Source organism: Secundilactobacillus collinoides DSM 20515 = JCM 1123 (genome assembly GCF_001435975.1).
In the GTDB taxonomy this organism is placed as follows: domain Bacteria; phylum Bacillota; class Bacilli; order Lactobacillales; family Lactobacillaceae; genus Secundilactobacillus; species Secundilactobacillus collinoides.
Genome location: NZ_AYYR01000043.1, coordinates 75406 through 99386, shown reverse-complemented (window position 1 = coordinate 99386; position 23981 = coordinate 75406). Strand labels below are relative to the sequence as shown.

20 protein-coding genes are annotated in these 23981 nt (G+C 47.6%); 8 read left to right on the top strand and 12 right to left on the bottom strand.

Features of this window, described 5'->3' with window-relative positions; genetic code table 11:
• Window positions 1–560: 560 nt before the first annotated feature.
• Both FC82_RS07795 and FC82_RS07790 read left to right on the top strand, forming a co-directional pair.
• The gene (locus FC82_RS07795; RefSeq protein ID WP_056996666.1) at window positions 561–1262 is read left to right on the top strand and encodes a hypothetical protein; all 702 of its coding nucleotides are present in this window, start codon (window positions 561–563) and stop codon (window positions 1260–1262) included.
• Window positions 1263–1603: 341 nt separating this feature from the next.
• Window positions 1604–2791: a multidrug effflux MFS transporter gene (locus tag FC82_RS07790; RefSeq protein WP_056996665.1), complete on the top strand. Its 1188-nt coding sequence runs from the start codon at window positions 1604–1606 to the stop codon at window positions 2789–2791.
• A 52-nt stretch (window positions 2792–2843) separates the two neighbouring features.
• Here the strand turns inward: FC82_RS07790 and FC82_RS07785 are convergent, their stop codons facing one another.
• The 5 genes from FC82_RS07785 to FC82_RS07765 form a co-directional block, all read right to left on the bottom strand.
• The gene (locus FC82_RS07785) at window positions 2844–4172 is read right to left on the bottom strand and encodes a replication-associated recombination protein A (RefSeq protein WP_054758831.1); all 1329 of its coding nucleotides are present in this window, start codon (window positions 4170–4172) and stop codon (window positions 2844–2846) included.
• A gap of 97 nt (window positions 4173–4269) precedes the next feature.
• Complete coding sequence (locus FC82_RS07780) at window positions 4270–4452, bottom strand: hypothetical protein (protein WP_054758832.1); 183 nt, start codon at window positions 4450–4452, stop codon at window positions 4270–4272.
• 178 nt (window positions 4453–4630) lie between these two features.
• On the bottom strand, window positions 4631–5050 hold the full coding sequence (gene arsC, locus FC82_RS07775; protein ID WP_054758833.1) for an arsenate reductase (thioredoxin): 420 nt from the start codon (window positions 5048–5050) through the stop codon (window positions 4631–4633).
• A gap of 242 nt (window positions 5051–5292) precedes the next feature.
• On the bottom strand, window positions 5293–7053 hold the full coding sequence (locus FC82_RS07770; protein WP_056996664.1) for a thiamine pyrophosphate-binding protein: 1761 nt from the start codon (window positions 7051–7053) through the stop codon (window positions 5293–5295).
• Window positions 7054–7529: 476 nt separating this feature from the next.
• Entirely contained in the window at window positions 7530–7889 is a 360-nt protein-coding gene (locus tag FC82_RS07765) for an iron-sulfur cluster biosynthesis family protein (protein ID WP_054758836.1), read from the bottom strand.
• A 345-nt stretch (window positions 7890–8234) separates the two neighbouring features.
• Between FC82_RS07765 and FC82_RS07760 the strand changes: the two genes are divergently transcribed.
• Complete coding sequence (locus FC82_RS07760) at window positions 8235–8756, top strand: acyl-CoA thioesterase (protein WP_056996663.1); 522 nt, start codon at window positions 8235–8237, stop codon at window positions 8754–8756.
• Between the two features lie 237 nt (window positions 8757–8993).
• Here the strand turns inward: FC82_RS07760 and mnmG are convergent, their stop codons facing one another.
• The 6 genes from mnmG to rpmH form a co-directional block, all read right to left on the bottom strand.
• Window positions 8994–10904 carry a tRNA uridine-5-carboxymethylaminomethyl(34) synthesis enzyme MnmG gene (mnmG, locus tag FC82_RS07755; RefSeq protein ID WP_054758839.1) on the bottom strand — a complete coding sequence of 637 codons (1911 nt, stop codon included), beginning with the start codon at window positions 10902–10904 and terminating at the stop codon, window positions 8994–8996.
• A gap of 163 nt (window positions 10905–11067) precedes the next feature.
• Window positions 11068–12459 carry a tRNA uridine-5-carboxymethylaminomethyl(34) synthesis GTPase MnmE gene (mnmE, locus tag FC82_RS07750; protein WP_056996662.1) on the bottom strand — a complete coding sequence of 464 codons (1392 nt, stop codon included), beginning with the start codon at window positions 12457–12459 and terminating at the stop codon, window positions 11068–11070.
• Between the two features lie 563 nt (window positions 12460–13022).
• Window positions 13023–13799: an RNA-binding cell elongation regulator Jag/EloR gene (gene jag, locus FC82_RS07745; protein ID WP_054758841.1), complete on the bottom strand. Its 777-nt coding sequence runs from the start codon at window positions 13797–13799 to the stop codon at window positions 13023–13025.
• Window positions 13800–14632: 833 nt separating this feature from the next.
• On the bottom strand, window positions 14633–15439 hold the full coding sequence (yidC, locus tag FC82_RS07740; protein ID WP_056996697.1) for a membrane protein insertase YidC: 807 nt from the start codon (window positions 15437–15439) through the stop codon (window positions 14633–14635).
• 26 nt (window positions 15440–15465) lie between these two features.
• Entirely contained in the window at window positions 15466–15825 is a 360-nt protein-coding gene (gene rnpA / locus FC82_RS07735) for a ribonuclease P protein component (protein WP_054758842.1), read from the bottom strand.
• Between the two features lie 63 nt (window positions 15826–15888).
• Complete coding sequence (rpmH, locus tag FC82_RS16485) at window positions 15889–16023, bottom strand: 50S ribosomal protein L34 (RefSeq protein ID WP_054702263.1); 135 nt, start codon at window positions 16021–16023, stop codon at window positions 15889–15891.
• Between the two features lie 478 nt (window positions 16024–16501).
• On the opposite strand from rpmH, the gene dnaA reads away from it, so the two are divergent.
• The gene (dnaA, locus tag FC82_RS07730; RefSeq protein WP_056996661.1) at window positions 16502–17830 is read left to right on the top strand and encodes a chromosomal replication initiator protein DnaA; all 1329 of its coding nucleotides are present in this window, start codon (window positions 16502–16504) and stop codon (window positions 17828–17830) included.
• A gap of 333 nt (window positions 17831–18163) precedes the next feature.
• Window positions 18164–19303: a DNA polymerase III subunit beta gene (dnaN, locus tag FC82_RS07725; protein ID WP_054758844.1), complete on the top strand. Its 1140-nt coding sequence runs from the start codon at window positions 18164–18166 to the stop codon at window positions 19301–19303.
• A 728-nt stretch (window positions 19304–20031) separates the two neighbouring features.
• Here dnaN and FC82_RS07720 read toward each other — a convergent pair.
• Entirely contained in the window at window positions 20032–20286 is a 255-nt protein-coding gene (locus FC82_RS07720; RefSeq protein WP_162260937.1) for a hypothetical protein, read from the bottom strand.
• Window positions 20287–20499: 213 nt separating this feature from the next.
• Between FC82_RS07720 and yaaA the strand changes: the two genes are divergently transcribed.
• From yaaA to gyrB, 3 genes are read left to right on the top strand one after another with little or no spacing between them, the layout of a single operon-like run.
• Window positions 20500–20745 carry a S4 domain-containing protein YaaA gene (yaaA, locus tag FC82_RS07715; RefSeq protein WP_169790574.1) on the top strand — a complete coding sequence of 82 codons (246 nt, stop codon included), beginning with the start codon at window positions 20500–20502 and terminating at the stop codon, window positions 20743–20745.
• A gap of 2 nt (window positions 20746–20747) precedes the next feature.
• The gene (gene recF / locus FC82_RS07710; protein ID WP_054758847.1) at window positions 20748–21923 is read left to right on the top strand and encodes a DNA replication/repair protein RecF; all 1176 of its coding nucleotides are present in this window, start codon (window positions 20748–20750) and stop codon (window positions 21921–21923) included.
• Window positions 21924–21941: 18 nt separating this feature from the next.
• Window positions 21942–23888, top strand: a complete 1947-nt coding sequence (gene gyrB, locus FC82_RS07705) for a DNA topoisomerase (ATP-hydrolyzing) subunit B (protein ID WP_056996659.1) — start codon at window positions 21942–21944, stop codon at window positions 23886–23888.
• Window positions 23889–23981: the final 93 nt, after the last annotated feature.

Genomic DNA, 23981 nt, shown 5'->3' with positions numbered 1-23981 from the left:
AAAAAAGACATACTACTTTATAGGCGCAGTCAATTTTTTTGAATTAATTTTGATAAATCTGCGTTATACCGCCGATTATAACATCAACCCAAATCAAGGCATCATTTTTCCTTGATTTTATCCCCAGTAAAATAGCTTTTTGTTTGGTCATTTTAAAAGTTGCTCTCATTCTAATTTAATTTTCTAAAAAGCTAGGTTTTTCATTTTTATTGTGATATAGTTAGCAAAACTAACGTATAGCACAAAAGAAGCCACTTAGAAAAAGTAGCCTGCCAGTTCGGCTCAGAGAGGTCCGGATTGCTGCAACGGATCCCAACTGTCAGGTGAAAGTAGCTCTAAGGCACCCCGCTTCCTGGTACTGGCCATTATCCAGAGGATATGTGATTGCATATCCATAAGACACAGGCAACTGTAATCTAAGGTGGTACCGCGCGAAAACGCCCTTTGAGAATTAAATTCTCAAGGGGCGTTTTTTCTATACTAGGCTTTTACATATCGTTTAACTCGAAATTACACACATATGGCAACAGATCCGCATCATATCGGAAAGGAATGATTTTATGACATCACACATTATCCTCGCAACGTCCAATGCCCCCATGGCAGAATACTTCGAATCCCAAGGCTTCGACACTTTATACTTAGGCCAACGCTCGGTGGCCGCGCAATTATTAGGCACAGGCAGTGACAAGGTGTTAAGTCTGCCCGAATATGCCCAGTACCTTAAGTGTATGCGAACGACCACAGATGTGAAGTTGTTAGCTGAGGCGTCCTATGATCTAACCGAAGCCGACAGTATTGCCGACATGGTCAGCATGCTTGCGGAATGTGGTGCCAACAAAGTCCTGATCGACGACTCTGACCGCAACGGCCACCCCCTGACCCTGGCCAACCTTAGCCGCACACTGGATGACGTGATGCAGCGGGTCGCCGGTAAGGGCACGGGTATCATTTTAAATCTCTGTCACTACGATGATTACGGCACTGCCGGCATCAAGGAACGCGTTGCGCTGGCACACAAAGCTCAAATCGATAGCATCGCACTCAGCCGGCTGACCACGTCGACCCTCAGTTCATTGGCACCTCTATTGAAGGAAAATAACGATATTGGCCTGACACTGGACACAAAGGATCTCAATTTTAGTTTAATTCAAGCATTGAAACCGGCCTTCGTCCTGGATACATACCACCCGCAAGAAGCCTCGAACCAGTGGGTGCAAAAGACTGGGGCGTCGGTGATTACGAAGTTGTTTATGGGGTAGCGTGCGGAACACATTTCGGCACGGTAAATTCGAAGTGTCTCCATATAATACTTAACCAAAGCACGTAAAACAAAAGCCAACACCAAAGACCCAACTGTCCAGCAGATGGGTCTTTTTAAATGTCAGAATTCCTAACACATATAATAGGAAGAAACAGGTTCAAAAAAACAAAATCCCTGCCCTTTTATCCCTCGTAAAACAAGATTTCATCCGTCCGAACCCAATCGCAAAAAATAGTGAAACTTTTTTTTAAAACCGCCCTTTTTCAAAAAATTTTCGCCAATCTTTAACTTCGCTTACGTAGTATAGAGATAGAACGATAATTAGAAAGGACGGCTCTCATGACCAATTCCGCCAACCACCACCGGTTGCGATTCCTGCTCATTCTCGGCACTCTCAGCGCAACCGGACCACTTTCCATTGACCTCTATCTGCCAGCGCTCCCACAAATGGTCAGTCAATTTCATACCACCACTGCCATGATGCAGTTAAGCATTACTGCCTGTTTACTGGGCCTGGCTGTCGGACAACTGATCAGTGGCCCGCTTAGCGACCATTACGGCCGCCGCATGCCGTTGTTTGCCGGGTTCATTGTTTTTGGGTTAGCTTCACTCGCCATTGCATTCACACATTCTGTCAGCCTGTTGATTGGCTTGCGGTTCATCCAAGGCCTCGCAGGCGCTGCCGGGCAGGTGCTATCGCGCGCTGTTGCTCGCGACTTGTTCAGTGGCAAGGCCCTAACACAGTTTTACGCGTTGCTTAATTCAGTAAACGGACTGTTCCCAATTATCGCGCCCATCATCGGCGGTTACATGATCAAATTCGTACCGTGGACAGGTATCTTTATCCTTTTGGGCGCCATCGGCCTCCTATTGGCTGGTTTGATCCTCCTCGGGATTCCGGAAACACTGAAACCTGAGCACCGCTTGACCGGTCCAGTTTTTCAAAGTTTTCTGTCATTCGGAACGCTGCTCAAACAGCCTGGTTTCTTCGGTGAACTGCTGATCACCGGCGTTGTTTACGGCAGCCTCTTCAGTTATATCGCCGCATCGACCTTCATTTATCAGCAACTCTTCCACCTATCCGCACAAAGTTTCAGTCTCATCTATGCGTTAAACGGCCTCGGAATCGTCATCGGCAGCGCACTACCTGGACGCTTAACGGGCGTCAGTACCTACCGTCAGCTGATCAGCGGGCTCGGTTTCTGCATTGTCGATAGCGTAGCCCTCCTACTGGGTGCTTACCTGCAGTGGCGCTTAGTAACCATTGCAACGTTAATTTTCCTGCTAGTTATTGGTGTGGGACTGCTGCTGACACTGACCACGGCCATCATCATGGGCAAGACTAGTGAAAACGCTGGTGGTGCTTCGGCGCTTATTGGCTTATCACAAAACGCATTTGGCGGAATATCATCACCGCTGGTCGGTCTGTTCGGTACCAGCAGCTTGGCACCAATGGCGGGCTTGGTGCTCGTCTATAACCTCATCGCCGGTGGGGTCGCCTATCACATTCATCACCAAAATCGTTAATATAACGTTATATATAAAAAACACGTTGCATTTAAAAATATGCAACGTGTTTTTAGTTATCTTGATGGGTTGCCCGCCATTCTTTCAAATAGGCGAGCCGCTGTTTAAATCGTTTTTCATTTCCTTGTTCGGTAGGGTCGTAATACTCATGCCCCGCCAATTCATCCGGCATTGTGGTCATGGTCGTTAACTTATCCGCTGAATCGTGGGCGTATTGATAGCCTTCACCATACCCCAAGTCCTTCATGAGTTTGGTCGGGGCGTTACGGATCTGCATCGGCACCGGCACGTTGCCGGTCTGTTTAACATCCGCCTTGGCTCGGTTACGAGCAGCGTACACGGCGTTTGACTTGGGCGCCAGCGCCAGGTAGATCACCGCTTCCGTCAGGTGCACGTCACACTCCGGCATCCCAAGGAATTGGCAGGCCTGAAACACGTTCACGGCAAGGTTCAGCGCGTTGGTGTCTGCCAGACCAATGTCCTCACTGGCGAATCGCACCAGTCGCCGAGCAATGTACAGCGGGTCCTCACCGCCCTCCAGCATCCGTGACAGCCAGTAAATGGCTGCGTCAGCATCACTATTACGCATGGATTTATGAAGGGCAGAAATAATATTGTAGTGTTCTTCACCATGCTTGTCGTACCGCAGCGACTTGGTATTCAGCAGTGAGTTCAGGTCGGCAACCGTGATCGTGACAGACTTATTTTCCCGGTGACCGTTCAGAACCGCCATTTCAAGCGTGTTCAGCGCAATTCGGGCATCGCCATTCGCAAACTCTGCCATCATTTTGAGCGCATCCGCATCAATATTGACAGTCAAATCAGGAAACCCTGCCGGATTCTTCAGCGCATTATCCAAGAGGTGTTCAATATCGTTTACCGTCAGCTTCTTTAGCACGAAGACTTTGCATCGCGACAACAACGCTGCGTTGATCTCAAACGAGGGGTTCTCCGTCGTGGCACCGATAAGAATGATGCTGCCACGCTCAACAAAGGGCAGAAATGCGTCCTGCTGAGCCTTGTTGAACCGGTGAATTTCGTCGATAAACACAATGGTGCGCTGCCCGATCTTTCGGTTGCCCTCGGCCTCTTCCATAATTTTTCGAATTTCCTTGATGCCGCTGGTGACCGCGCTAAACGTGATAAAATGCGATTTCGTTTGGTGGGCAATGATCTGCGCCAGGGTCGTTTTACCAACACCAGGCGGCCCCCAGAAAATCATCGATGACAGTTGATCATTCGCGATAATTTCCTGCAAAATCTGACCGTCGCCGAGAATTTGCTGCTGACCGATAAAATCAGCCAGCGTTTCTGGCCGCACCCGGTTCGCCAGCGGACTGTTTTGTTGCTGCTGATCATCAAAAAGTGAGCCCTGCTGCATGGTGATGCCTTCTTTCTTATCGTATTAGGAACACGCCACCGTCTAAAAAAGGCACAGACTAAGCCCCTAAGTTTAGTCTGTGCCGATTATCAATTGATTACTTCTTTTGATCTCGGCGCATCTGCTCCGAAACTTTTTGTGCTTGCTCCCGTTGACGACTCAGATGGTTCGCTTTGTCGAGCGCGTACGCGTGGTACAACGCCCCATAGTCTAACTCATGACTGCTCAGCGAACCATCCCCCGCGTCAAACTTATTTGCGTGATTAAACCAATGTGCCATAGTAAACTCCCCCAATGTCCGTTTACCTGTATGATACCAAAGTTAGCGCTTAATTAAAGGGTTTCAGCGGAATTTAACCAGGAAACTTTAGATTTCAGGCAAAGTCTCTCCTTTTGTCGGGTGTTCAGGGTGCACTGGCGGGATTAGTTCCTGCGAGTTAACAAAAATGCGCACATCGCTATGCACGTTCCATCGTTTTTTTCAGTTCGATCAGACGTTGTTTGATCTCATCGCGAACTTGTCGAAAGACCGCCAATTGTTCGGCCTCGGATCCGCCCGCCTGCGCCGGATCCGGTAACGGCCAATGAACTTTCTTGACGCTAGCGGGTGTCACCGGACACCGGTCACGGGCGTCGCCGCAGAGCGTCACCACCAAATCAGAGGTGTTGAGATAGTCGGTATCGATCAGTTTTGACCGTTGCGTGGAAATATCTATGCCTACCTCTGCCATCACCTGAACCGCTTTGGGATTCAGCCCGTGGGTCTCAATGCCCGCGCTGGCAACCCGCCACTGCGGATCAAAGAGTGCTTTCGCAAAACCTTCTGCCATCTGACTGCGGCAGGAATTGCCTGTACATAGAAAGTAAAGTTGGGTCATTTTAGTTACCTCGCTTAATGGACGGATGCCCGTTTTAATAAGATGAAATGCCCTCTTGGCAGGTCAAATGCTGGTTTGGAAAAGATGCACCTTTATTTTGTTCTCTAACCATACAACTGGCAAGCAAAAACAACCACGAAATGATGAGGGCATCATTAATAGTATCAGGCCACGTTTCAAAAAAAGAAAGCGAGTAAGACAAAATACCGTTTTGTCTCACTTGCTTTCTTTTAAAATTACAGTTACAGTTCATCGCCCTCGGCGCGCAGCAGTTCTCCTAAAGCTGGTTGCTGCTTTGTATCGATGTGGTACTGTTCAGCAAACGCATCAACAGCTTCCTTGCCGTACAGTTTTTCATCTAACGGCATATAGGCAGTCGCCACCGGATCATCCGGTTTAATAATAGCATTGATGACGATCGGTTTCTTGTTGCCGTTGGCCTGCAGCTCCTTGACCTTAGCAAACACGTCGTCCAATTCGGCAATGGATTTGGCAGTAAAGCCAATGCCGCCGAGGCCGTCCGCCACTTTGGCCCAGTCAGCAGGTGTCAGATCAACGCCGTAGAAATGTTGTTTCGTTTCGGCTTGTTCATAGTAGATAAAGCCGTAACGGTCGTTTGAAAAGACCACGTTGATTACTGGCAGCTCATACCGATTTTCGGTGATGATGTCTTGTTCTACCATAGAAAAGCCGCCATCACCGGACAATGACCAAGCCTGCGCATCCGGCACACTCAACGCACCGGCTAATCCGCCAGGTACCCCAAAGCCCATTGTCGCAAACAGGCCGGAGATCGCGAAACGCTGGTTCTTGTTCATTGGCAACCCGCGCACGCCCCATTCGGAAACGTTCCCGGTATCCACGGCGAAGGTGTCGTTCGGCCCAGCAAGTTTAGTAATCTCAGCCGTGACCGATTCAGGGTTGAGACCCTGGCTGTCGTCCTTGGCCAGTTGATCCAGCCATGCATCCCAGTTCTTCTTGTTTTCTTGGTTAGCCTTTAACCAAGTACCAGCAGGCAGCGTTTCACCGGTATCGATCAAAGCCTGCAGATAAGTTTTCACATCCGCAATCACAGCGTAGTCAACATCAACGGTCTTGCCGATATCAAAAGCGTTTGTGTTCACTTCGATGATTTTCAGGTCCTTTGGCCAGAAGTTTGCAAACGGAAATTCGGACCCGAGAAACAGAATCAAATCGGTGTGCTGCAAGGCTTCAAATCCGGATTTAGTGCCCAATCGGCCAAACGTTCCAATAAAGTTTGGGTGGTCGGTGCTGATAACACCCGTTGCTGGTACGGTATTCATGACTGGTAAGTTGAACTGTTCTGAAAATTGAGTCAAAACGTCACGTGCGCCCAGCAACCCACGACCCGCATAGATTAACGGATGTTTAGCTTCCTTCAATAACTTCAGGGAATCGGTGATTGCTTGTGGATCGACCGTTTGGGTGAAGTTGTCAGCGACCACCTTAGGCGTCTTGCTCGGGACATAGTCGATCTCTTTTGTGGTGAGATCTTCTGGTAAAATCACAACGGCAACGCCGCTCTGACGGTACGCTTCACGAATGGCTTCATTGAAGACGTAAGGAATCTGTTCCGCGGTCGTTACAGTCCGGTTATAGACAGCAACATCGCCGAACATCGGCGTTTCGTCCATTTCCTGGAAGTAGTTGGTGTTCATTGAATCCTGTCCAACTTGGCCAACGATTGCCAGTAATGGCACGTGGTCCATCTTAGCATCGTACAACCCGTTAAACAGGTGGGTCGCACCAGGGCCAGCTGAGCCAAAGGCAACACCGATCTTGCCGGTAAACTTGGCGTCTGCGGATGCAGCGACTGCGCCGACCTCTTCGTGACGCACCTGAATATACTTGACATTTTCTTGTTCAAGATAGAGGCCTTCGACAGTGTGGTTAATGGACCCTCCAGGAATCCCATACACGTGATCGACTCCCCAATCAGCCAACGTTTTTACTAATGCTTGACCTGCCATCATTTTAGTCATGTGCTTCGCTCCCTAATCTACTGATCTCACTAGATAAAGGCTAGTGGTAACCTGAATCTGATTTACTGTGCACATTGTAAAACTTGGAAATTAAAAGGTCACGTATTTTGACTTACTTTTTGTAAGAATCTTGAACAGCTGTTTTTAATAAAACGCACTGTGCTAATAATATGAGACGGGTGTCGAAAATGTCGTCAAAGACATCCGAATTTCAGAACACAACGCCGAATAAACGACTTTTGTTTCTTTTGAAACGGTCATTCTAAATCAGTATAGCCGTCCAACATGTTCCACGTGAAACATGTGACCCGAACTGTCTGCAGTCATGACCCAGGTTGTCGGTAATGTCTTTAAAATCTGCAACGACTCTCTTACTTTTGTTTCTAATCTGAACAATAACAAAAGGCTTCAGCAGCGCGTCTTTACATGCGTTGCTGAAGCCTTCTCCAAGTCATTGTTTCACGTGAAACATCTAATCAATGCGTGCGTTCGTCAACAATTTCCACGTTCTCATCAATTTCATCATTATCATCCGCCAAAACCAGCGTATTATAGCGCGGCTGCAGTGTTAGTTTCATGTTATCGCCGAGGAATTTTTCTGAATAACCCTTGAAGTAAATGGTGCCAAGGTTGGAGTCCAATTCCTTATCATAATCGTTGTATGGCATATCCTTATTGATCAAAACCAATTGGAAAGACACTTGCAGTGCAACGAGGCCGTGGTGCGAATATGGTCCCACCCCATCGTCGTAACTGAGCAACAATCTAGTATCATCCGTTAAATGTGACTTGATCTTGTCGATAGCGCCCTGAGTTAATTCTAGATGCTTTGTCATTTTTTATACCCCTCTCTATTGTGCATTTTTAATAACTGTTTGGTCCTCATTATACAGCTTTCTACGTAACAATCGTCTTCAGGCAATAGTTTGGTTATAGCCCGCCATCTACCAGTTTTATCCACGCAATGCCACTTTCTAGCATGATTATGGGCTAGTTTTCACCTTTCTGAAGGTCGCATGTCGGCACCGGTTGTCGGTTTAACGGTTACGCGAACCACCTGAATACGAAAAGCATGTTGTTACTATTTGTCACACACTGATTTTCTCCCCTCAATCAAGAAAGCGCAACCAATTAGCCTTTAAACTATGCTACACTAGAAGTATTAGTTTGGAGGTCAGCTCATGACAACAGAAAAAATGACATGTCGCGCTACACGTTCCCTTATCAACCACCGGGTCTTTCTGGCAGATATTAACGAACACGGTACCGTTTTTGGCGGCCGAACACTTGCTTTGATCGATGATAGCTCATCCGTCTCAGCCGCCCGGGTCTCAAAACAGATTCAAGTCACCGCCGCTATGGATCACATGCAGTTTGTCAAACCCTTTGCAGTACCAGAAACCATGATCATCGATTCCTACGTGACCGGGACTAGTAAACGGTCGATGGAAGTCTTTGTGAAAGCTGTCGGTGAAGACTTGACCACTGGCAAGCGTTTCTTAGGTTTTACCTGTTTTGTGACCTTCGTAACGGCGGCCAGTCCAGCTGACCCAACGTTGCCGATCATCGTGCCGGAAACCGCGGAAGAAAAATTTCTCTGTGCTGGATATGAGGCGCGCGTACAAGAACGCAAAGCTGGCCGCGCAACTGAAAAAGAAACCTTAAGCCACATTGAACTTGGCGCACCTGAATTCAAGAAATAACCCGCGTTACTCATGGCATAAAGGCCGGTTTAGCCCAATCTCAGTTTGAAACAACGCGCTTTCTCAAACTTGTTATTGTATTTTTATACACGTATATACACTTAACATGATACAAGCAATATTATAACGTTTTATATCAGGCTTTTATTGCATAATAAAAAGGCAGTTCATCTTTCAACACGAAAGTGAACTGCCTTTTATATTACTCATTATTTCATAGAACTATCACTAATAATCCTACTTAACCTTCGCAATCTTTCCTTGTTCGATGTAAACGTCAAGGATCGCAATGTCAGCTGGGTTGACCCCGCTGATTCGCGTTGCTTGTGCCACCGTTTCCGGTCGGATCTTGTTTAGTTTCTGGTGGGCTTCAGTTGCCAAGCCATCAATGGCATCGTAGTCGATATTGTTAGGAATCTTCTTGGCTTCCATCTTCTTCATCTTAGCCACGTTGTCTTCGGCCTTCTTGATGTAGCCGGCGTACTTGATCTGTACCTCAACCTCTTCCATTTCCCGACGGTCCAAAGGTTCGTCCGGTGCTGGAATAAATTGCAACAAGTCCTTATAGGTCACCTGCGGCCGCCGCAAGAAATCAGTCGCCAGGACACCATCCTTCAATGGTTTCTCATTGTGTGACTGAACATAGGCGTTGACCGTGTCAGAAGGCTTGACCCGCACCGTATTCAACCGGGCGATTTCGTCTTCAATGATTTGGCGCTTCTTATTAAAAGCGTCATACCGTTCTTGCGAGATCAGACCCAGTTCGTAGCCCTTGTCTGTCAACCGCAGATCAGCGTTGTCGTGACGCAGGATCAACCGGTATTCGGCCCGGCTGGTCAGCAAACGGTAAGGTTCGTTGGTGCCCTTGGTGACCAAGTCATCGATCATCACGCCGATGTAGCCCTCAGAACGCTTCATGATGAATTCACCCTTGTTCAGCGCCCGCAGACCAGCGTTGATGCCGGCCATAATGCCCTGTCCAGCAGCCTCTTCATAGCCGGAAGTTCCGTTGGTTTGACCAGCAGTAAACAGATTCTTGACCTGCTTAGTTTCCAGTGTCGGCCGTAGTTGGTAAGGGGAAACGACATCGTATTCGATGGCGTATCCTGGTCGCATCATTTCGGCGTGCTCGAGTCCCTTGATGGAGTGGAGGATCTTTTGCTGAACCTCTTCCGGCATTGATGTGGAGAGTCCCTGAACGTACCATTCATCCGTGTTACGGCCCTCTGGCTCCAAGAACAGCTGGTGGCGGCTCTTGTCAGCAAACCGGACGATCTTATCCTCGATGGATGGGCAGTAACGGGGCCCGACACCTTCGATAACACCGGTAAACATTGGTGCCCGGTCAAGGTTATCGCGAATGATTTTGTGGGTCGTCTCGTTGGTGTACGTTAACCAGCATGATAGTTGATTTTTCAGCGCCAAATAGTTTTCATCCGGTGTTTCGTAACTAAAGTGGTTTGGTTCAACGTCACCCGGCTGTTCTTCGGTCTCATCATACTTGATGGTGTTACCATCGACTCGCGGCGGAGTCCCAGTCTTGAAGCGCTTGAGTTCCAACCCATACTTTTCCAGATTCTTGGTCAGTTTCATCGCAGGCTGGGAGTTGTTTGGACCAGAAGAATACATCAGTTCACCGATGATGATCTTACCCCGGGCAGCTGTTCCAGCCGCAATAACTACGGCCTTCGCACTGTACCGAGCACCGGTGTTGGTAATGACCCCTTCACAGACGCCATCTTCAACAATCAGGTCATCCACGATACCCTGACGCAACGTTAAGTTTGGTTCTTTTTCCAACGTGTGCTTCATTTCGGCATGGTAGGCGTGCTTGTCAGCTTGAGCCCGTAATGCGCGGACAGCCGGGCCTTTCCCAGTATTTAACATCCGCATCTGAACGTAGGTCTTGTCAATGTTGCGGCCCATTTCGCCGCCCAGTGCGTCAATTTCACGCACAACAATTCCCTTTGCCGGACCGCCCACTGATGGGTTACATGGCATAAAAGCGACCATGTCTAAATTAATGGTCATCAGCAGGGTCTTGTTTCCCATGCGCGCAGCTGCCAGCGCTGCTTCAACACCGGCATGGCCGGCACCCACGACAATGACGTCGTAGTCTTTTCCTTGGTATGGTTGAATCTCAGGCATGTCTTTCTCTCCTTGAATGTTTCGTTTTTAAACTCATAATCGTTATTAAATGACCATGGCGCTTTTTAAGACAGCATGGTCGTGACACTGCAACCGTGAATGCTACGCCGTTACTATCATTTAGTCAACGGATTTAGCTTCTGCTCAAACCTGCAGTGGTGTGCTACTTGCCGACACAGAACTGACTGAATAACTGGTCCAGCAGTTCATCTTGATAACTGTCCCCGGTGATTTCACCAAGGTAGTTCCAGCAACGGGTCATGTCGATCTGAACGAGGTCCACCGGCATCCCCGCTGCGATTCCTGTCATCACGTCATCCAGCGCCTTGCTGGCCTGGTGCAGCAAGCCAATGTGGCGCGCGTTCGTGACCATGACGTTACCCTGACCGCTCTCGATACCTTCATCAAAGAACAGGTGGGCAATTTCTTCCTGCAGCTCACTGACGCCCTGATTTTGCAGCATCGAAGTCTTGATCAGCTTGGTATCGCCGGCCAGATGCTGCAACTCGGTCATATCAAGCTTCAATGGCAGGTCTGTTTTATTTAAAATAATGATCCGCTTTTCATCAGCTGTATCCGCTAATAATTGCCGGTCACCGTCCGTTAGCGGCTCACTGGTGTCCAATACAAGGAGCACCAGATCTGCGGCACCGATAGCTTTTCTGGAGCGCTCAACACCGATTTTTTCCACCGTGTCATCCGTTTTGCGAATACCGGCAGTGTCGATCAATTTTAGCGGGACCCCAGCCACATTGACGTACTCTTCAATCACGTCCCGGGTCGTCCCGGCAACGTCCGTCACAATGGCTTTATCTTCGTTTAACAACTGATTTAACAGGCTGGACTTTCCGACGTTCGGGCGGCCAACGATGGCCGTTGCCAGACCTTCACGGAGAACTTTCCCCTGCTTAGCCGTCTTCAGTAACTGCTGGATCGACGCTTTAACTTCCTGCGCTTTTTCCAATAATAGCTTTGTCGTCATTGTCTCCACGTCATCGTATTCCGGATAGTCGATGTTGACCTCAACTTGGGCTAACACCTCCAAAATATCTTGGCGCAGGTTCTTGATCAACCGCGATAAGCTGCCATCCAACTGATTCAGGGCAACCTTCATCGACTTATCCGTTTTCGCACGGATCAGATCCATGACCGCCTCGGCCTGCGACAGGTCAATTCGGCCGTTCAGAAAGGCTCGTTTGGTAAACTCACCTGGTTCGGCCAGCCGGGCGCCGTTACTGAGCACCAGTTGCAGGATCTCATTGGTGGCCATTAGACCACCATGGCAGTTGATCTCCAGCACGTCTTCACGGGTGTAAGTCTTTGGTGCCCGCATCACGGACACCATGACCTCATCAACTTCAGACTGGGTCTCGGGGTCAATAATGTGGCCGTAATTAATCGTGTGCGTTTTCACGTTCTTTAAGTTTTTACCCTTAAATAGCGGTTCAACGACGTCAAAAACATCGTCGCCGCTCACCCGAATAATCGATATGCCACCCTCTCCAGGCGGCGTTGCAACGGCCGCAATCGTATCAAATTCACTTGTCGCTGTCATAGCGTTATCCCTCCTCATTGGATTTGTGACGAATTTCACGCACAAAAAAAGTGCGCACCCATGCCCCTAACAGCATGGATAAAGCACTTTGACTACTTTATCTATTTAAGATAAGAATGATTGTCTACAATATTAATGTGCTTCCACCCTTTTGTCAAGACGAACAGACAAAAACAAGTGTTTGTTTTTTGGATTTTGGTGGTCTTAATTTACTCATGAATGCGGGGGCAACGCTGTGCCATCATGTGCGTCAGCACACACTGTCATGACTCCTAAACGACCCTGAATCGACTTGCATTATTGCTGCAAGATTGAATCTCGTTTGTTGCGCATGGCAATAATCAAAATACGGCCGCTGACTACTTACTATTCCACGCCTCATATCAATATCAGCAATATCGGCAATATCGGCAAAACCGTAACGACTGTACTACAAAAAGCGGCATTATTTAGGTGCAAATGCCACCATTTCTGTCCTATTCACTTTAAAAAATTTGCTGACGTCCATGTGTTTTTAAGTCAGCACAAAATAAGCATCCGTCTGATGCGTTAAAATTTTGCTGTTACCGTGGCGAAATGACGACAGCACGTTTTGGTTCGCTGCCTGCTGAATACGTCATGACGTGGTCGTTATTGGCCAAAACGGCATGAATTTGCTTGCGTTCAAAAGATGGCATCGGGTCCAGGTAGACTGGTTTGCCCGTTGCGACAACCTCACGTGCCATGTTTTCTGCTAACCGGGTCAGCGTATCGATCCGGCGGCTCCGATAGTTCGCCACGTCCAATGTGACAACCAATTTAGAGAAGCGCTTATGGTTCAGATAAACTTGTGCTAAGCTTTGCATCGCGTTGATGGTCCGGCCATGCTTGCCGATCAGTAACCCTTCAGCCTCCGTGTTGAAGTTAACAGTGATTTGACGGTGTTTGATTTCAGTGGTGCTGGTAGCATCGATGCCTAATTGCGCAACAATTTCATCCAAATAAGTCTTTAATTCAGCAACAACTTCAGCGTAGCTTTCCTTGTTGGTGAGTTCAGTTTCAATTTCAATATGTGGTACGTTGGTTTCAGTAGTTTCTTTAACGTTCGTTTCGGTTTTTGTCCGGTTCACGGGTTGTGCTTGCGGCTGGGTTGCCGTTGCAGCGGTCGCCTGGACGTCTGAGTGCGCAGTTTCGGTTTGTTTTGGCTTAACGTCAACTTCTGCTTGACGAGCACCAATGCCGAAAAATCCGCGACGAGGCGTTACTTGAACCGTGGTTTCGATGTCAGTTCTGGTTAAGCTCAATGCTTTTAAGCCGGTTTCAATAGCGGCTTCCACGGTATCGCCTTTAAATACAGTCATGGTAAGTTCTCCCTTCAGGGGTATAACCCCATTAGATATAGTATATCATGGTCCCCGTCAATAATAGCGCAAAATTACGTGTTAGCGCTTTAAACTGGCCGTTTGTAATATTTTTTCGGTATTTTGTCCCGAAATGACCGGATTGCGTATGTATTTGTCCTGTAAAGGGCGGTTTTGTATGTCCATTCTATGACTTTCTGTTGCGGCAGTTGGTGTTCAGGTTATGCTTTTTATTCGATATTTCAGTGAATCGCTTTTGTTGATTGAAACAGTAGTGCGCCACGGTGTTTTTTCCTTGAACGCGTTTCTCAGGGTTAAGAGCTCCTGCGTATTTGACCTTGGCCCAAAAATCAGGCACGACTTTGCGGGTGTATTTGCCTGAGTGGGACTTGCGACACTCTTCTTGGCAACATAGCCTAAACGAGTTTCGCAAGGCACGGGGCTCCTGCAGAAGGGACTCTGGGCCAAAAAGTCAGGCCCGGACTTTTGGGGGAATTTGCCTGAGTGGGGTTTGCGACGTTCTTTTTGGCGACATAGCATAAACGAGTTTCGCAAGGCACGGGGCTTCTGCAGAAGGGGCTCTGGGCCAAAAAGTCAGGCCCGGACTTTTGGGGGAATTTGCCTGAGTGGGGTTTGCGACGTTCTTTTTGGCGACATAGCATAAACGAGTTTCGCAAGGCACGGGGCTCCTGCAGAAGGGACTCTGGGCCAAAAAGTCAGACCCGGACTTTTCGGCCCAGAGTCCCTTCTGCTCCGCCCCTAAACGCCTTGCGCCACTCTCTCCACAAAAAAACGCGCCATCGGGAATCACACCCAATGACACGATTTTTTAGTTACTTACGACGACTTTGCTTGGCACGCTTAACGGCTTTTTTGACCTTGCGATCATGTTCAAGCTTTTCACGTTCCTGGACTTCACGTTCACGCCGGATCTTCCAAGGGTTTTGAATGACCAAGGTCTGACCCACTTGGAAAGCGTTCGTCACAACCCAGTAAAGGGAAACGGCACTTGGCAAGCTTAAGGCGGTGATGAAAATGATAATTGGTGTCGTGACCGTCATCATGGTGGTCATCCCGTTTGATTCGGGTTGGCCTTTCATCATGAGCCACGAACTAAAGAACGTAAAGACGGCGGCTAAAATCGGTAAGATAAAGTAAGGATCTCGAGACCCTAATTGCAGCCATAAGAAACTCCCTGTCCGCAACACGTGCGTTCGAAAGATCGCCTGATACAGGGCCCAAATGATTGGTAATTGCACCAACATAGGCAAACATCCGGCCACGGGGTTAACCCCGGCTTCGCTATAGAGCTTTTGTTGCTCCTCACGCAGTTTGGCCATTGTTTCTTGATCTTTAGAAGAGTATTTCTTCTGCAGTGCTTTCAACTGCGGCTGAATCTCTTGGGTCTTGCGCATACTTCTGGTTTGGAAAATCATCAATGGCAGGATAATGATCCGGACGATGATCGTGAAGACGATGATCCCGACACCATAACTCCCATTAAAGAGGTTCGATAACCAGATAATTGCTCTCGAGAAGTTTAGTAAAACAACGCCATCCCAAAAACCGGTACTGTGACTTGTAATCGGCTGATTACCACAGGCGGTCAATAAAACGGCTAGCGCGACAATGCTACCCATTGTCGCAAAGCGTTTTAATTTTTTCACTAGTCTTCCTCGCTGTACTCAGTATCAAGCAATTTTGCAAGTTTTAAAACGTGAATCAAGTGCGCCTTGATGTCCGGCATGGACATCTCTGACGTGGTTGGCCGAGCGATGACGAGAATATCAACGTCCTGCTTCAAGAACGGTTTCAGTTCCAATAAGGACTGCCGAATCCGCCGCTTGACCCAGTTACGATGAACCGCGTTGCCGATCTTCTTACCAACGGAGATACCTACCCGGAAATGCTTCTGGTTAGGTTTCTCCATTTTATATAGAACGAATTGCCGATTAGCAACTGATTGGCGCGCTTCAAAGACTTCTTGAAACTCGGTCTCCTTTTTAACGCGGTAAGATTTTCGCATAGTGCATCTCCAAAGGTAGAATCTCTGGTCATAAAAATAAAAGACCACTGACGGTCAGTGGTCTTATGCAGACAATACTTTTCTACCTTTTTGACGTCTACGTGCTAAAACCTTACGGCCGTTACTCGTACTCATCCGCTTACGGAAACCATGTACCCGTGAACGATGACGCTTCTTAGGTTGATATGTGCGCTTCATTAGAACTAACACCTCCTGCGCTTTGTGGCGAAGAACCACTATATTTACATCGTAAAATGCATTTCTAAAATATAGTACCATACTCTCGACAAAATACAAAGACTGAATTTAAATTTCTCGTGTAATCAAAATTTGTTTCATGAATTCGGCCTGTGGATAACCAGTGGATTTGAATTTATAATTCACATCTTTTTAACTGAGTTATCCACCAATCCACAGCCTGTGGTTTCGCAAACATTTTCGGGTGTTCTTTCTGGGGACGAACGTGTGAAACACTTGTCATCACTGGTTTTGTTTTGCACACCCGCTTGTGGATAAAAATGTTTCACACACATTTATCCACAGTTATCCACACCCCTGTTAATAACTTCCAAACACCCTGTGAAACAATTATCCACAACTAAAAAAGGCTGTGGAAAACTTTTTTGTGGCATGCTAAACTGAATTTATCATTTCATATTGGGGAGGTAACAAAACAGTGCTTGATTTAGACACCCTGTGGGGAGATATCAAGGATGGTTTTCGTAGTGAAGTCGCACCAACGGCTTACACAACCTGGATCGATACAGCTGATCCAATCAAACTAACGAACCATCGTCTTACAATCAAGCTGCCATCTGAGCTGCATCGTGATTATTGGAAACGCAATTTAACCCAACCGTTAGTTGAGTTTGCCTACGAAGCAACCCATGAAGACATCCAGCCTGTCTTTGTCGTTGAAGATGAAGCGACTAACGCCACGGTGCCGCGAGAACCGGCCACCAATGCCCACAGCGTTAGCCAAGACGCCAAGTTGAACCCGAAATATACCTTTGACACGTTCGTTATAGGTAAGGGAAATCAAATGGCGCATGCCGCCGCCCTCGTCGTTTCAGAAGAACCCGGATCCATGTATAATCCACTCTTCTTCTACGGCGGCGTTGGTCTTGGAAAGACACACTTGATGCACGCGATTGGCAACAAGATGTTAAAAGATGATCCGAACACAAAAGTGAAGTACGTGACCAGCGAGGCCTTTACAAACGACTTCATCACTGCGATTCAATCCAAAACTCAAGAACAGTTCCGAGAAGAATATCGCAACGTCGACCTGCTCCTCGTTGATGATATTCAATTTTTTGCCGATAAAGAAGGTACCCAGGAAGAATTCTTCCATACCTTCAATGCTTTATACGATGATGGCAAACAGATCGTGCTCACGTCCGACCGTTTGCCGCACGAAATTCCGAAATTGCAGGACCGCTTAGTTTCTCGGTTCGCATGGGGCTTGTCCGTGGACATTACCCCGCCGGATCTTGAAACACGAATTGCCATTCTCCGCAACAAAGCCACCGCTGATGAAATTGATATCCCTGACGAAACATTAAGTTACATCGCCAGCCACATCGACTCCAACGTGCGTGAACTCGAAGGTGCTTTATCCCGGGTTCACGCTTATTCGAAGCTGATGCACCAACCCATTTCTACTGAGCTGGTGGCCACTTCGTTAAAGAGTCTCAAACTCGATAAGCACAGCAGTGAAGTCACGATTCCTTCAATTCAAGAAAAAGTGGCCAAGTACTACCACGTCTCACTAGCCGATTTGAAGGGTAAAAAACGGATGAAGTCCATCGTGATGCCGCGACAGATTGCCATGTATCTCTCGCGCGAACTTACTGACAGCTCATTGCCAAAGATTGGGAACGAATTCGGCGGCAAAGACCACACCACGGTCATTCATGCCTATGACAAAATTGCCGAAGCCCTTAAAACCGATAGTGACTTACAAAGTGAAATCAGCAACCTCAAAACGGAAATCGACCGGTAAGTCATTTCTTAAACGCATTGATCTAGAACCGAATTGCAGTTTGTTGCGCACCAATACAACAGGCTGTTAGATAAAAAGTAATCGATTGACAAGAATAGGAAGTCGACTACTTTTTTTAATGCGGTAAGTAAGCTATTATTAAACTAACAACCACTATTATAGAAGAAGATCACATGTGGGCTTGGGGATAAGTCCAAAAGTTTTCCACAAGTTATCCACAGGTGGAAAACCTAGTAACACGTTATCTTGAGGAAACTTATCCACAGTATCAACCGCCCTACTACGGCTATCTTTTATTATTTATATTATGGATATTAAGGAGTGTCACTCAAAATGAAATTTACGATCAATCGTGCTGCGTTTCTAAAAGAGCTCAATAACGTCTCACGGGCCATTTCATCAAAGACCACAATTCCAATTCTCACTGGGTTGAAATTAGTTGCCGATGACAGCGGCCTGACCCTAACTGGTTCCGATGCGGATATTTCCATTGAAGCCTTAATCCATGCTGATGATCCGGACAATCAGTTAGCAATCGAATCAACTGGTGCTATTGTATTACCCGCCCGATTCTTTGGCGATATCGTCAAACGATTACCAGAAGACAACATGACGTTAGATGTGACTGAAGGCTTTCAAACTGAAATCACTTCTGGTTCGGCTTCGTTTACCATCAACGGCTTGGATGCCAACAATTATCCACGGTTGCCAGAAATTGATGCCACCGATGCCATCACCCTTTCCGGAGATGTTTTTCGTGAACTGATCAATCAGACCGTTATCGCTGTTTCGACTCAGGAAAGTCGCCCAATCTTAACCGGGGTCCACTTTACTTTAGTTGACGACCAGTTGCTGGCCGTTGCTACGGATAGTCACCGGTTGTCGCAACGAAAAATCACGCTGCCCAAATCGGCATCGGCTACCTATGACGTCATTATTCCTGGGAAGAGTTTGACGGAACTCTCACGGATGATCAGCGACGATAACCCGGATGTTGAAATGCGGTTATCCGACAACCAAGTATTGTTCACGATCGGTGACAGTCTGTTTTACTCACGACTGCTGGAAGGCAACTATCCTGACACATCGCGCTTGATTCCAAAAGAAGCAACGACCAGCGCAGAATTTGATGCCAAGAGTTTATTGGCTTCAGTCGAACGTGCCTCACTGTTGTCTCATGAATCGCGCAACAATGTGGTAAAGCTGACCTTGAATTCAGCTGATGCTAAGGCAACGATCTTCGGTAATTCTCCAGATGTTGGGAACGTCGAAGAAGACCTGACGCCAAAGGAATTAACTGGCGACGAACTGGAAATTTCCTTTAACCCGGATTACATGAAGGACGCCCTGCGTTCCTTCGGTCAAACGGAGATCCGCATCGCCTTCACGTCACCACTGCGACCATTTACATTGGTCCCAACAGAAGACAGCGAGAACTTTATTCAGTTGATTACACCGGTTAGAACATTTTAGAGTGTGGAAGAAGGCGTTTAAGGAGTGGAGCCTAAGGGACTTTGGTCATAAATTCCCGACTCTGGAATTTGTGGCCGAAGTCCCTTAGGTGCAACTCCTTGCCTTCTGGAACACGTTTCGGCTTGAGGACAGTAGAAAGCCAACTTTGGTCATAAATTCCCGACTCTGGAATTTGTGACCGAAGTCCCTTAGGTGCAACTTCTTGCCTTCTGGAACACATTTTGGCTTGAGGACAGTAGAAAGCCAACTTTGGTCATAAATTCCCGACTCTGGAATTTGTGACCGAAGTCCCTTAGGTGCAACTCCTTACCTTCTGGAACACGTTTTGGCTTGAGGACAATAGAAAAACAAAAATGCGTAACCTCTAAACCAACTATCGGAAAAATGCCAAAAACCGCATAATAAAGGTCTTAAACCCAACAAATAAAACTAATTTGTTTCGAACTGAGCAAACAAATCACCAGTAAAAAGCGAGTTATTCCATTTTTGGAATAACTCGCTTTTTGACGCCGCTAAAGGCTTGTGAAATAGTTCAAGCCCTTTTCAGAAACATGGCGCAATCGGCGCTTGACTAACTACACGGACTAACAAAAACGCGCTCATCCTAACTGTGACTCACGTGATTAAGTGCTGCTGAACTCAAAAAAAACAAGCTATCTTTCGATTGGGCAGGATCCGAAGCGCAAAATAAGGATTGAAATAAAAACGTGGGACAACAGAGCGTTACTTCAAAACTTATCGTGATCTGGCCTGCCGGAAGCATACCGCTTCAAAAGCAACTTATCTTCGGCGGAAGTTTTCAAAAAAGACAACTTAGCCGGCAAAAATACATCGTTAGCATGTGGTTGATTAATTTGGCGAGAAAGTATAAATAACAAATAATCGCAACGTACCTGCCAAGTTTTCAGTTCCGTTTCAAAAAAGTCCGTTTTTGCCCCTGAATTACCGCGAAAAATATCAAAATTTGCCTCTTTTTTTAACACATCTCTCAACGTTTCGTTACATCCGTTCAAATTGAAGCGCCGAAAATCCAAAAACAGGGGTAATTTCGCCGGAAAGCATGGATTTTTAAATTCTAAGCGCATTTTGGCTGATTTTGATAAAAGACACAATCAAGTCAAAAAATCGCTCACATTGCTTGTACGTGATTGAAAGGTATACTTTTACCCTCAAAAAGCGTATAATTAGTAGAGAAAATGAAGGTGGGTGAAGCTGTGAAAAAGGAAGTTTTCATTGAGCCGCCATACATCACCTTGGGCCAATTGCTCAAAGAAGAAGCAATCGTTGGTTCCGGTGGTCAAGCAAAGTGGTATCTCAAAGAGCATGCCGTAGATGTCAATGGCGAACCGGACGATCGCCGGGGACGTAAGTTATATCCGGGTGATACGGTTGACGTCAAAGATGTCGGGCTATTTTTTATACGCTTAAATCAGGCTGAATAGTCATGAAATTACAGGCATTAGCGTTACACAATTTCCGCAATTATGACGACGTGACGGTGGCGTTTGGCGACGGGGTCAATGTCCTGCTGGGCGAAAATGCGCAGGGCAAGACGAACCTGCTGGAGGCCATTTATTTTTTGGCCTTAGCGCGCAGTCACCGAACGAGCAGTGACCGCGACCTGATCAATTGGCAAGCAGAAACCGCTCAGGTAAAAGGCCGGATCCAAAAAGCCAGCGGGAATACGCCACTGGAACTTGATTTGTCAAAGCATGGCAAACGCGCCAAGGTCAATCACTTGGAGCAGGCTAAATTGTCCCGGTATGTCGGTCAGCTTAACGTGATCTTGTTTGCACCAGAGGATCTGTCGTTAGTCAAAGGGGCGCCCCAGATTCGACGTCGGTTTATGGATATGGAATTCGGCCAGATGAGCCAGAAATATTTGTACAACCTGTCCCAGTATCGGACGATTTTAAAACAACGTAACAAATACTTGAAAGAGCTGGGCGCTAAGCAGCAAAAGGACCTGGTGTTGCTGGATGTGCTCTCAGATCAACTGGCCAACTATGGGTCGCAGATCATGTTTCAACGACTCACGTTTCTCAAACAGCTTGAGACCTGGGCAGCGCAGATTCACCAGGAAATTTCGCAGCACCGCGAAACGTTGAAGTTTCACTATGCGACCAGTATCGTTGACGATGCATTAGTGGACACGGCGCACATCTATGAGGCGTTAAAAGCCGGTTACGCGGCCAAGCGAGATAAGGAATTGTTTCAACGGACGACGTTACTGGGACCCCATCGCGACGATTTGAAATTTATCGTCAATGATAAGGATGTAGCCAGTTTCGGCTCTCAGGGGCAACAACGGACTACGGCGCTCAGCGTGAAATTAGCGGAAATTGATTTAATGCATGAACAGACCGGCGAGTATCCTGTCCTGTTATTGGACGACGTGCTGTCGGAGCTTGATGATATGCGGCAGACTCACCTACTGACTGCCATTCAAGATAAGGTCCAAACGTTTTTGACCACCACGAGTTTAAGCGGGGTGGCCCGGAAGTTGATTCACCAACCAAAAATCTTCACCATCAACAACGGTCAGATTATTTCTGAGTCGGATGAGACCGGCGGAGACACATCTGCGGATGCAGCTGATGACGAAACTAACGGTATTTAGCAAAAGGAGGAAAATCACTTGGCTGATAAGGAAGAAAGCAAGCAGGAAAAGGCCCGCGAATATGATGCCAGCCAGATCCAAGTGTTGGAAGGACTTGAAGCGGTTCGGAAACGGCCCGGGATGTACATTGGGACGACGAGTTCACAAGGTCTGCACCATTTGGTCTGGGAAATCGTGGATAACGGGATCGATGAAGCCTTGGCAGGGTTCGCCGATGCCATCCATGTGACCGTTCACAAGGACAACAGTGTGACCGTTGTTGATAACGGTCGTGGGATTCCCGTGGACACCCAAAAGAAGACTGGTAAATCCGCCTTGGAAACTGTCTTTACGATCCTGCACGCCGGCGGTAAATTTGGCGGTGGCGGGTACAAAGTTTCCGGTGGTCTGCACGGTGTTGGGGCCTCCGTTGTTAACGCGCTGTCATCTGAACTAGACGTTAAAGTCGTTCGGGACGGCAAGCGCTACTACATGGATTTTGCGTACGGCCATGTTAAGACGCCAATGAAGGTTATTGACGAGGGCTTACCTGAAAACATCCATGGGACGACGGTGCACTTCCAACCAGACCCAGACATTTTCCGTGAAACCACCACGTATGACATTAAGATCCTGACTACCCGAATCCGCGAGCTGGCTTTCTTGAATAAGGGCTTACGCATCACTATTCGTGACGAGCGTCCTGATGAGCCAACTGAACAATCCCTTATGTACGAAGGCGGGATTCGCCATTACGTCGAATACTTAAATAAAAACAAGGATGTCGTTTTTCCTGAACCAATCTACGTTGAAGGCGAGGAAAAGGGCATCACGGTGGAAGTTGCGCTGCAATACACCGACGACTATCACTCCAATCTATTAACGTTTACCAACAACATTCACACCTACGAAGGTGGGACCCACGAAGAAGGGTTCAAACGTGCGTTGACGCGGATCATCAACGATTACGCGCGGAAACACAACCTCATGAAAGACAACGAAGACAATCTGAGCGGGGAAGATGTGCGTGAAGGTCTGACCGCCGTTGTTTCCGTGAAGCATCCGGACCCGCAGTTTGAGGGTCAAACCAAGACTAAACTTGGGAACTCGGATGCGCGGACGGCCACTGATCATATTTTCAGCGAACGGTTCTCGAAGTTTCTGTTGGAAAATCCCGACGAAGCCAAAAAAATCGTCGACAAGGGGACTTTGGCTTCCAAAGCGCGGGTCGCTGCCAAGCGTGCCCGGGAAGTTACCCGGAAGAAGAGCGGTTTGGAAATCAGCAACCTGCCTGGGAAGTTAGCTGATAACACCAGTAAGGATCCTGAAATTTCCGAATTGTTCATCGTCGAAGGGGATTCCGCCGGCGGTTCTGCTAAGCAGGGTCGGTCGCGATTGACGCAGGCCATCCTGCCTATTCGTGGGAAGATTTTAAACGTTGAAAAGGCCAGCATGGACCGCATCTTAGCCAACGAAGAAATTCGGTCACTATTTACGGCCATGGGAACCGGCTTTGGCGAAGACTTTGATGTCAGCCAGGCCAACTACCACAAGCTGATCATTATGACCGATGCCGATGTCGATGGTGCTCATATTCGGACACTGTTGCTAACGCTGATCTACCGCTACATGCGGCCATTGCTTGAAGCAGGCTACGTCTACATTGCTCAGCCACCGCTGTACCAAGTGCGCCAAGGTAAGATGCACCGTTATATTGACTCCGATGAAGAATTAAAGGACTTTGTCGGCCAGCTGCCACCATCACCAAAACCCGCCATTCAACGCTACAAAGGGCTTGGTGAAATGGATGCTGAACAACTGTGGGAAACGACCATGGATCCAGAAAATCGTCGTTTGCTGCGGGTCGATGCCAGCGATGCCATGGATTCAAACGATGCCTTCACCACCTTGATGGGGGATAAAGTTGAACCGCGGCGTGAATTTATTGAGAAGAATGCGAAGTACGTTGAGAACTTGGATGCTTAGTTGAGCGTTTGAACCTGAGTGCGGTTGACGTTTTGAGTCCGGTATGTGCGACAGAGCGGCACGCCGTTGTCGTCTTCTCCATGAAACCGGACG

Excerpts from the sequence above, each read along its gene's own strand:
- FC82_RS07795 (WP_056996666.1), top strand. The coding sequence starts at position 561 with ATGACATCACACATTATCCTCGCAACGTCCAATGCCCCCATGGCAGAA.
- FC82_RS07790 (WP_056996665.1), top strand. The coding sequence starts at position 1,604 with ATGACCAATTCCGCCAACCACCACCGGTTGCGATTCCTGCTCATTCTC.
- FC82_RS07785 (WP_054758831.1), bottom strand. The coding sequence starts at position 4,172 with ATGCAGCAGGGCTCACTTTTTGATGATCAGCAGCAACAAAACAGTCCG.
- FC82_RS07780 (WP_054758832.1), bottom strand. The coding sequence starts at position 4,452 with ATGGCACATTGGTTTAATCACGCAAATAAGTTTGACGCGGGGGATGGT.
- arsC (WP_054758833.1), bottom strand. The coding sequence starts at position 5,050 with ATGACCCAACTTTACTTTCTATGTACAGGCAATTCCTGCCGCAGTCAG.
- FC82_RS07770 (WP_056996664.1), bottom strand. The coding sequence starts at position 7,053 with ATGACTAAAATGATGGCAGGTCAAGCATTAGTAAAAACGTTGGCTGAT.
- FC82_RS07765 (WP_054758836.1), bottom strand. The coding sequence starts at position 7,889 with ATGACAAAGCATCTAGAATTAACTCAGGGCGCTATCGACAAGATCAAG.
- FC82_RS07760 (WP_056996663.1), top strand. The coding sequence starts at position 8,235 with ATGACAACAGAAAAAATGACATGTCGCGCTACACGTTCCCTTATCAAC.
- mnmG (WP_054758839.1), bottom strand. The coding sequence starts at position 10,904 with ATGCCTGAGATTCAACCATACCAAGGAAAAGACTACGACGTCATTGTC.
- mnmE (WP_056996662.1), bottom strand. The coding sequence starts at position 12,459 with ATGACAGCGACAAGTGAATTTGATACGATTGCGGCCGTTGCAACGCCG.
- jag (WP_054758841.1), bottom strand. The coding sequence starts at position 13,799 with ATGACTGTATTTAAAGGCGATACCGTGGAAGCCGCTATTGAAACCGGC.
- yidC (WP_056996697.1), bottom strand. The coding sequence starts at position 15,439 with ATGGGTAGCATTGTCGCGCTAGCCGTTTTATTGACCGCCTGTGGTAAT.
- rnpA (WP_054758842.1), bottom strand. The coding sequence starts at position 15,825 with ATGCGAAAATCTTACCGCGTTAAAAAGGAGACCGAGTTTCAAGAAGTC.
- rpmH (WP_054702263.1), bottom strand. The coding sequence starts at position 16,023 with ATGAAGCGCACATATCAACCTAAGAAGCGTCATCGTTCACGGGTACAT.
- dnaN (WP_054758844.1), top strand. The coding sequence starts at position 18,164 with ATGAAATTTACGATCAATCGTGCTGCGTTTCTAAAAGAGCTCAATAAC.
- yaaA (WP_169790574.1), top strand. The coding sequence starts at position 20,500 with ATGAAGGTGGGTGAAGCTGTGAAAAAGGAAGTTTTCATTGAGCCGCCA.
- recF (WP_054758847.1), top strand. The coding sequence starts at position 20,748 with ATGAAATTACAGGCATTAGCGTTACACAATTTCCGCAATTATGACGAC.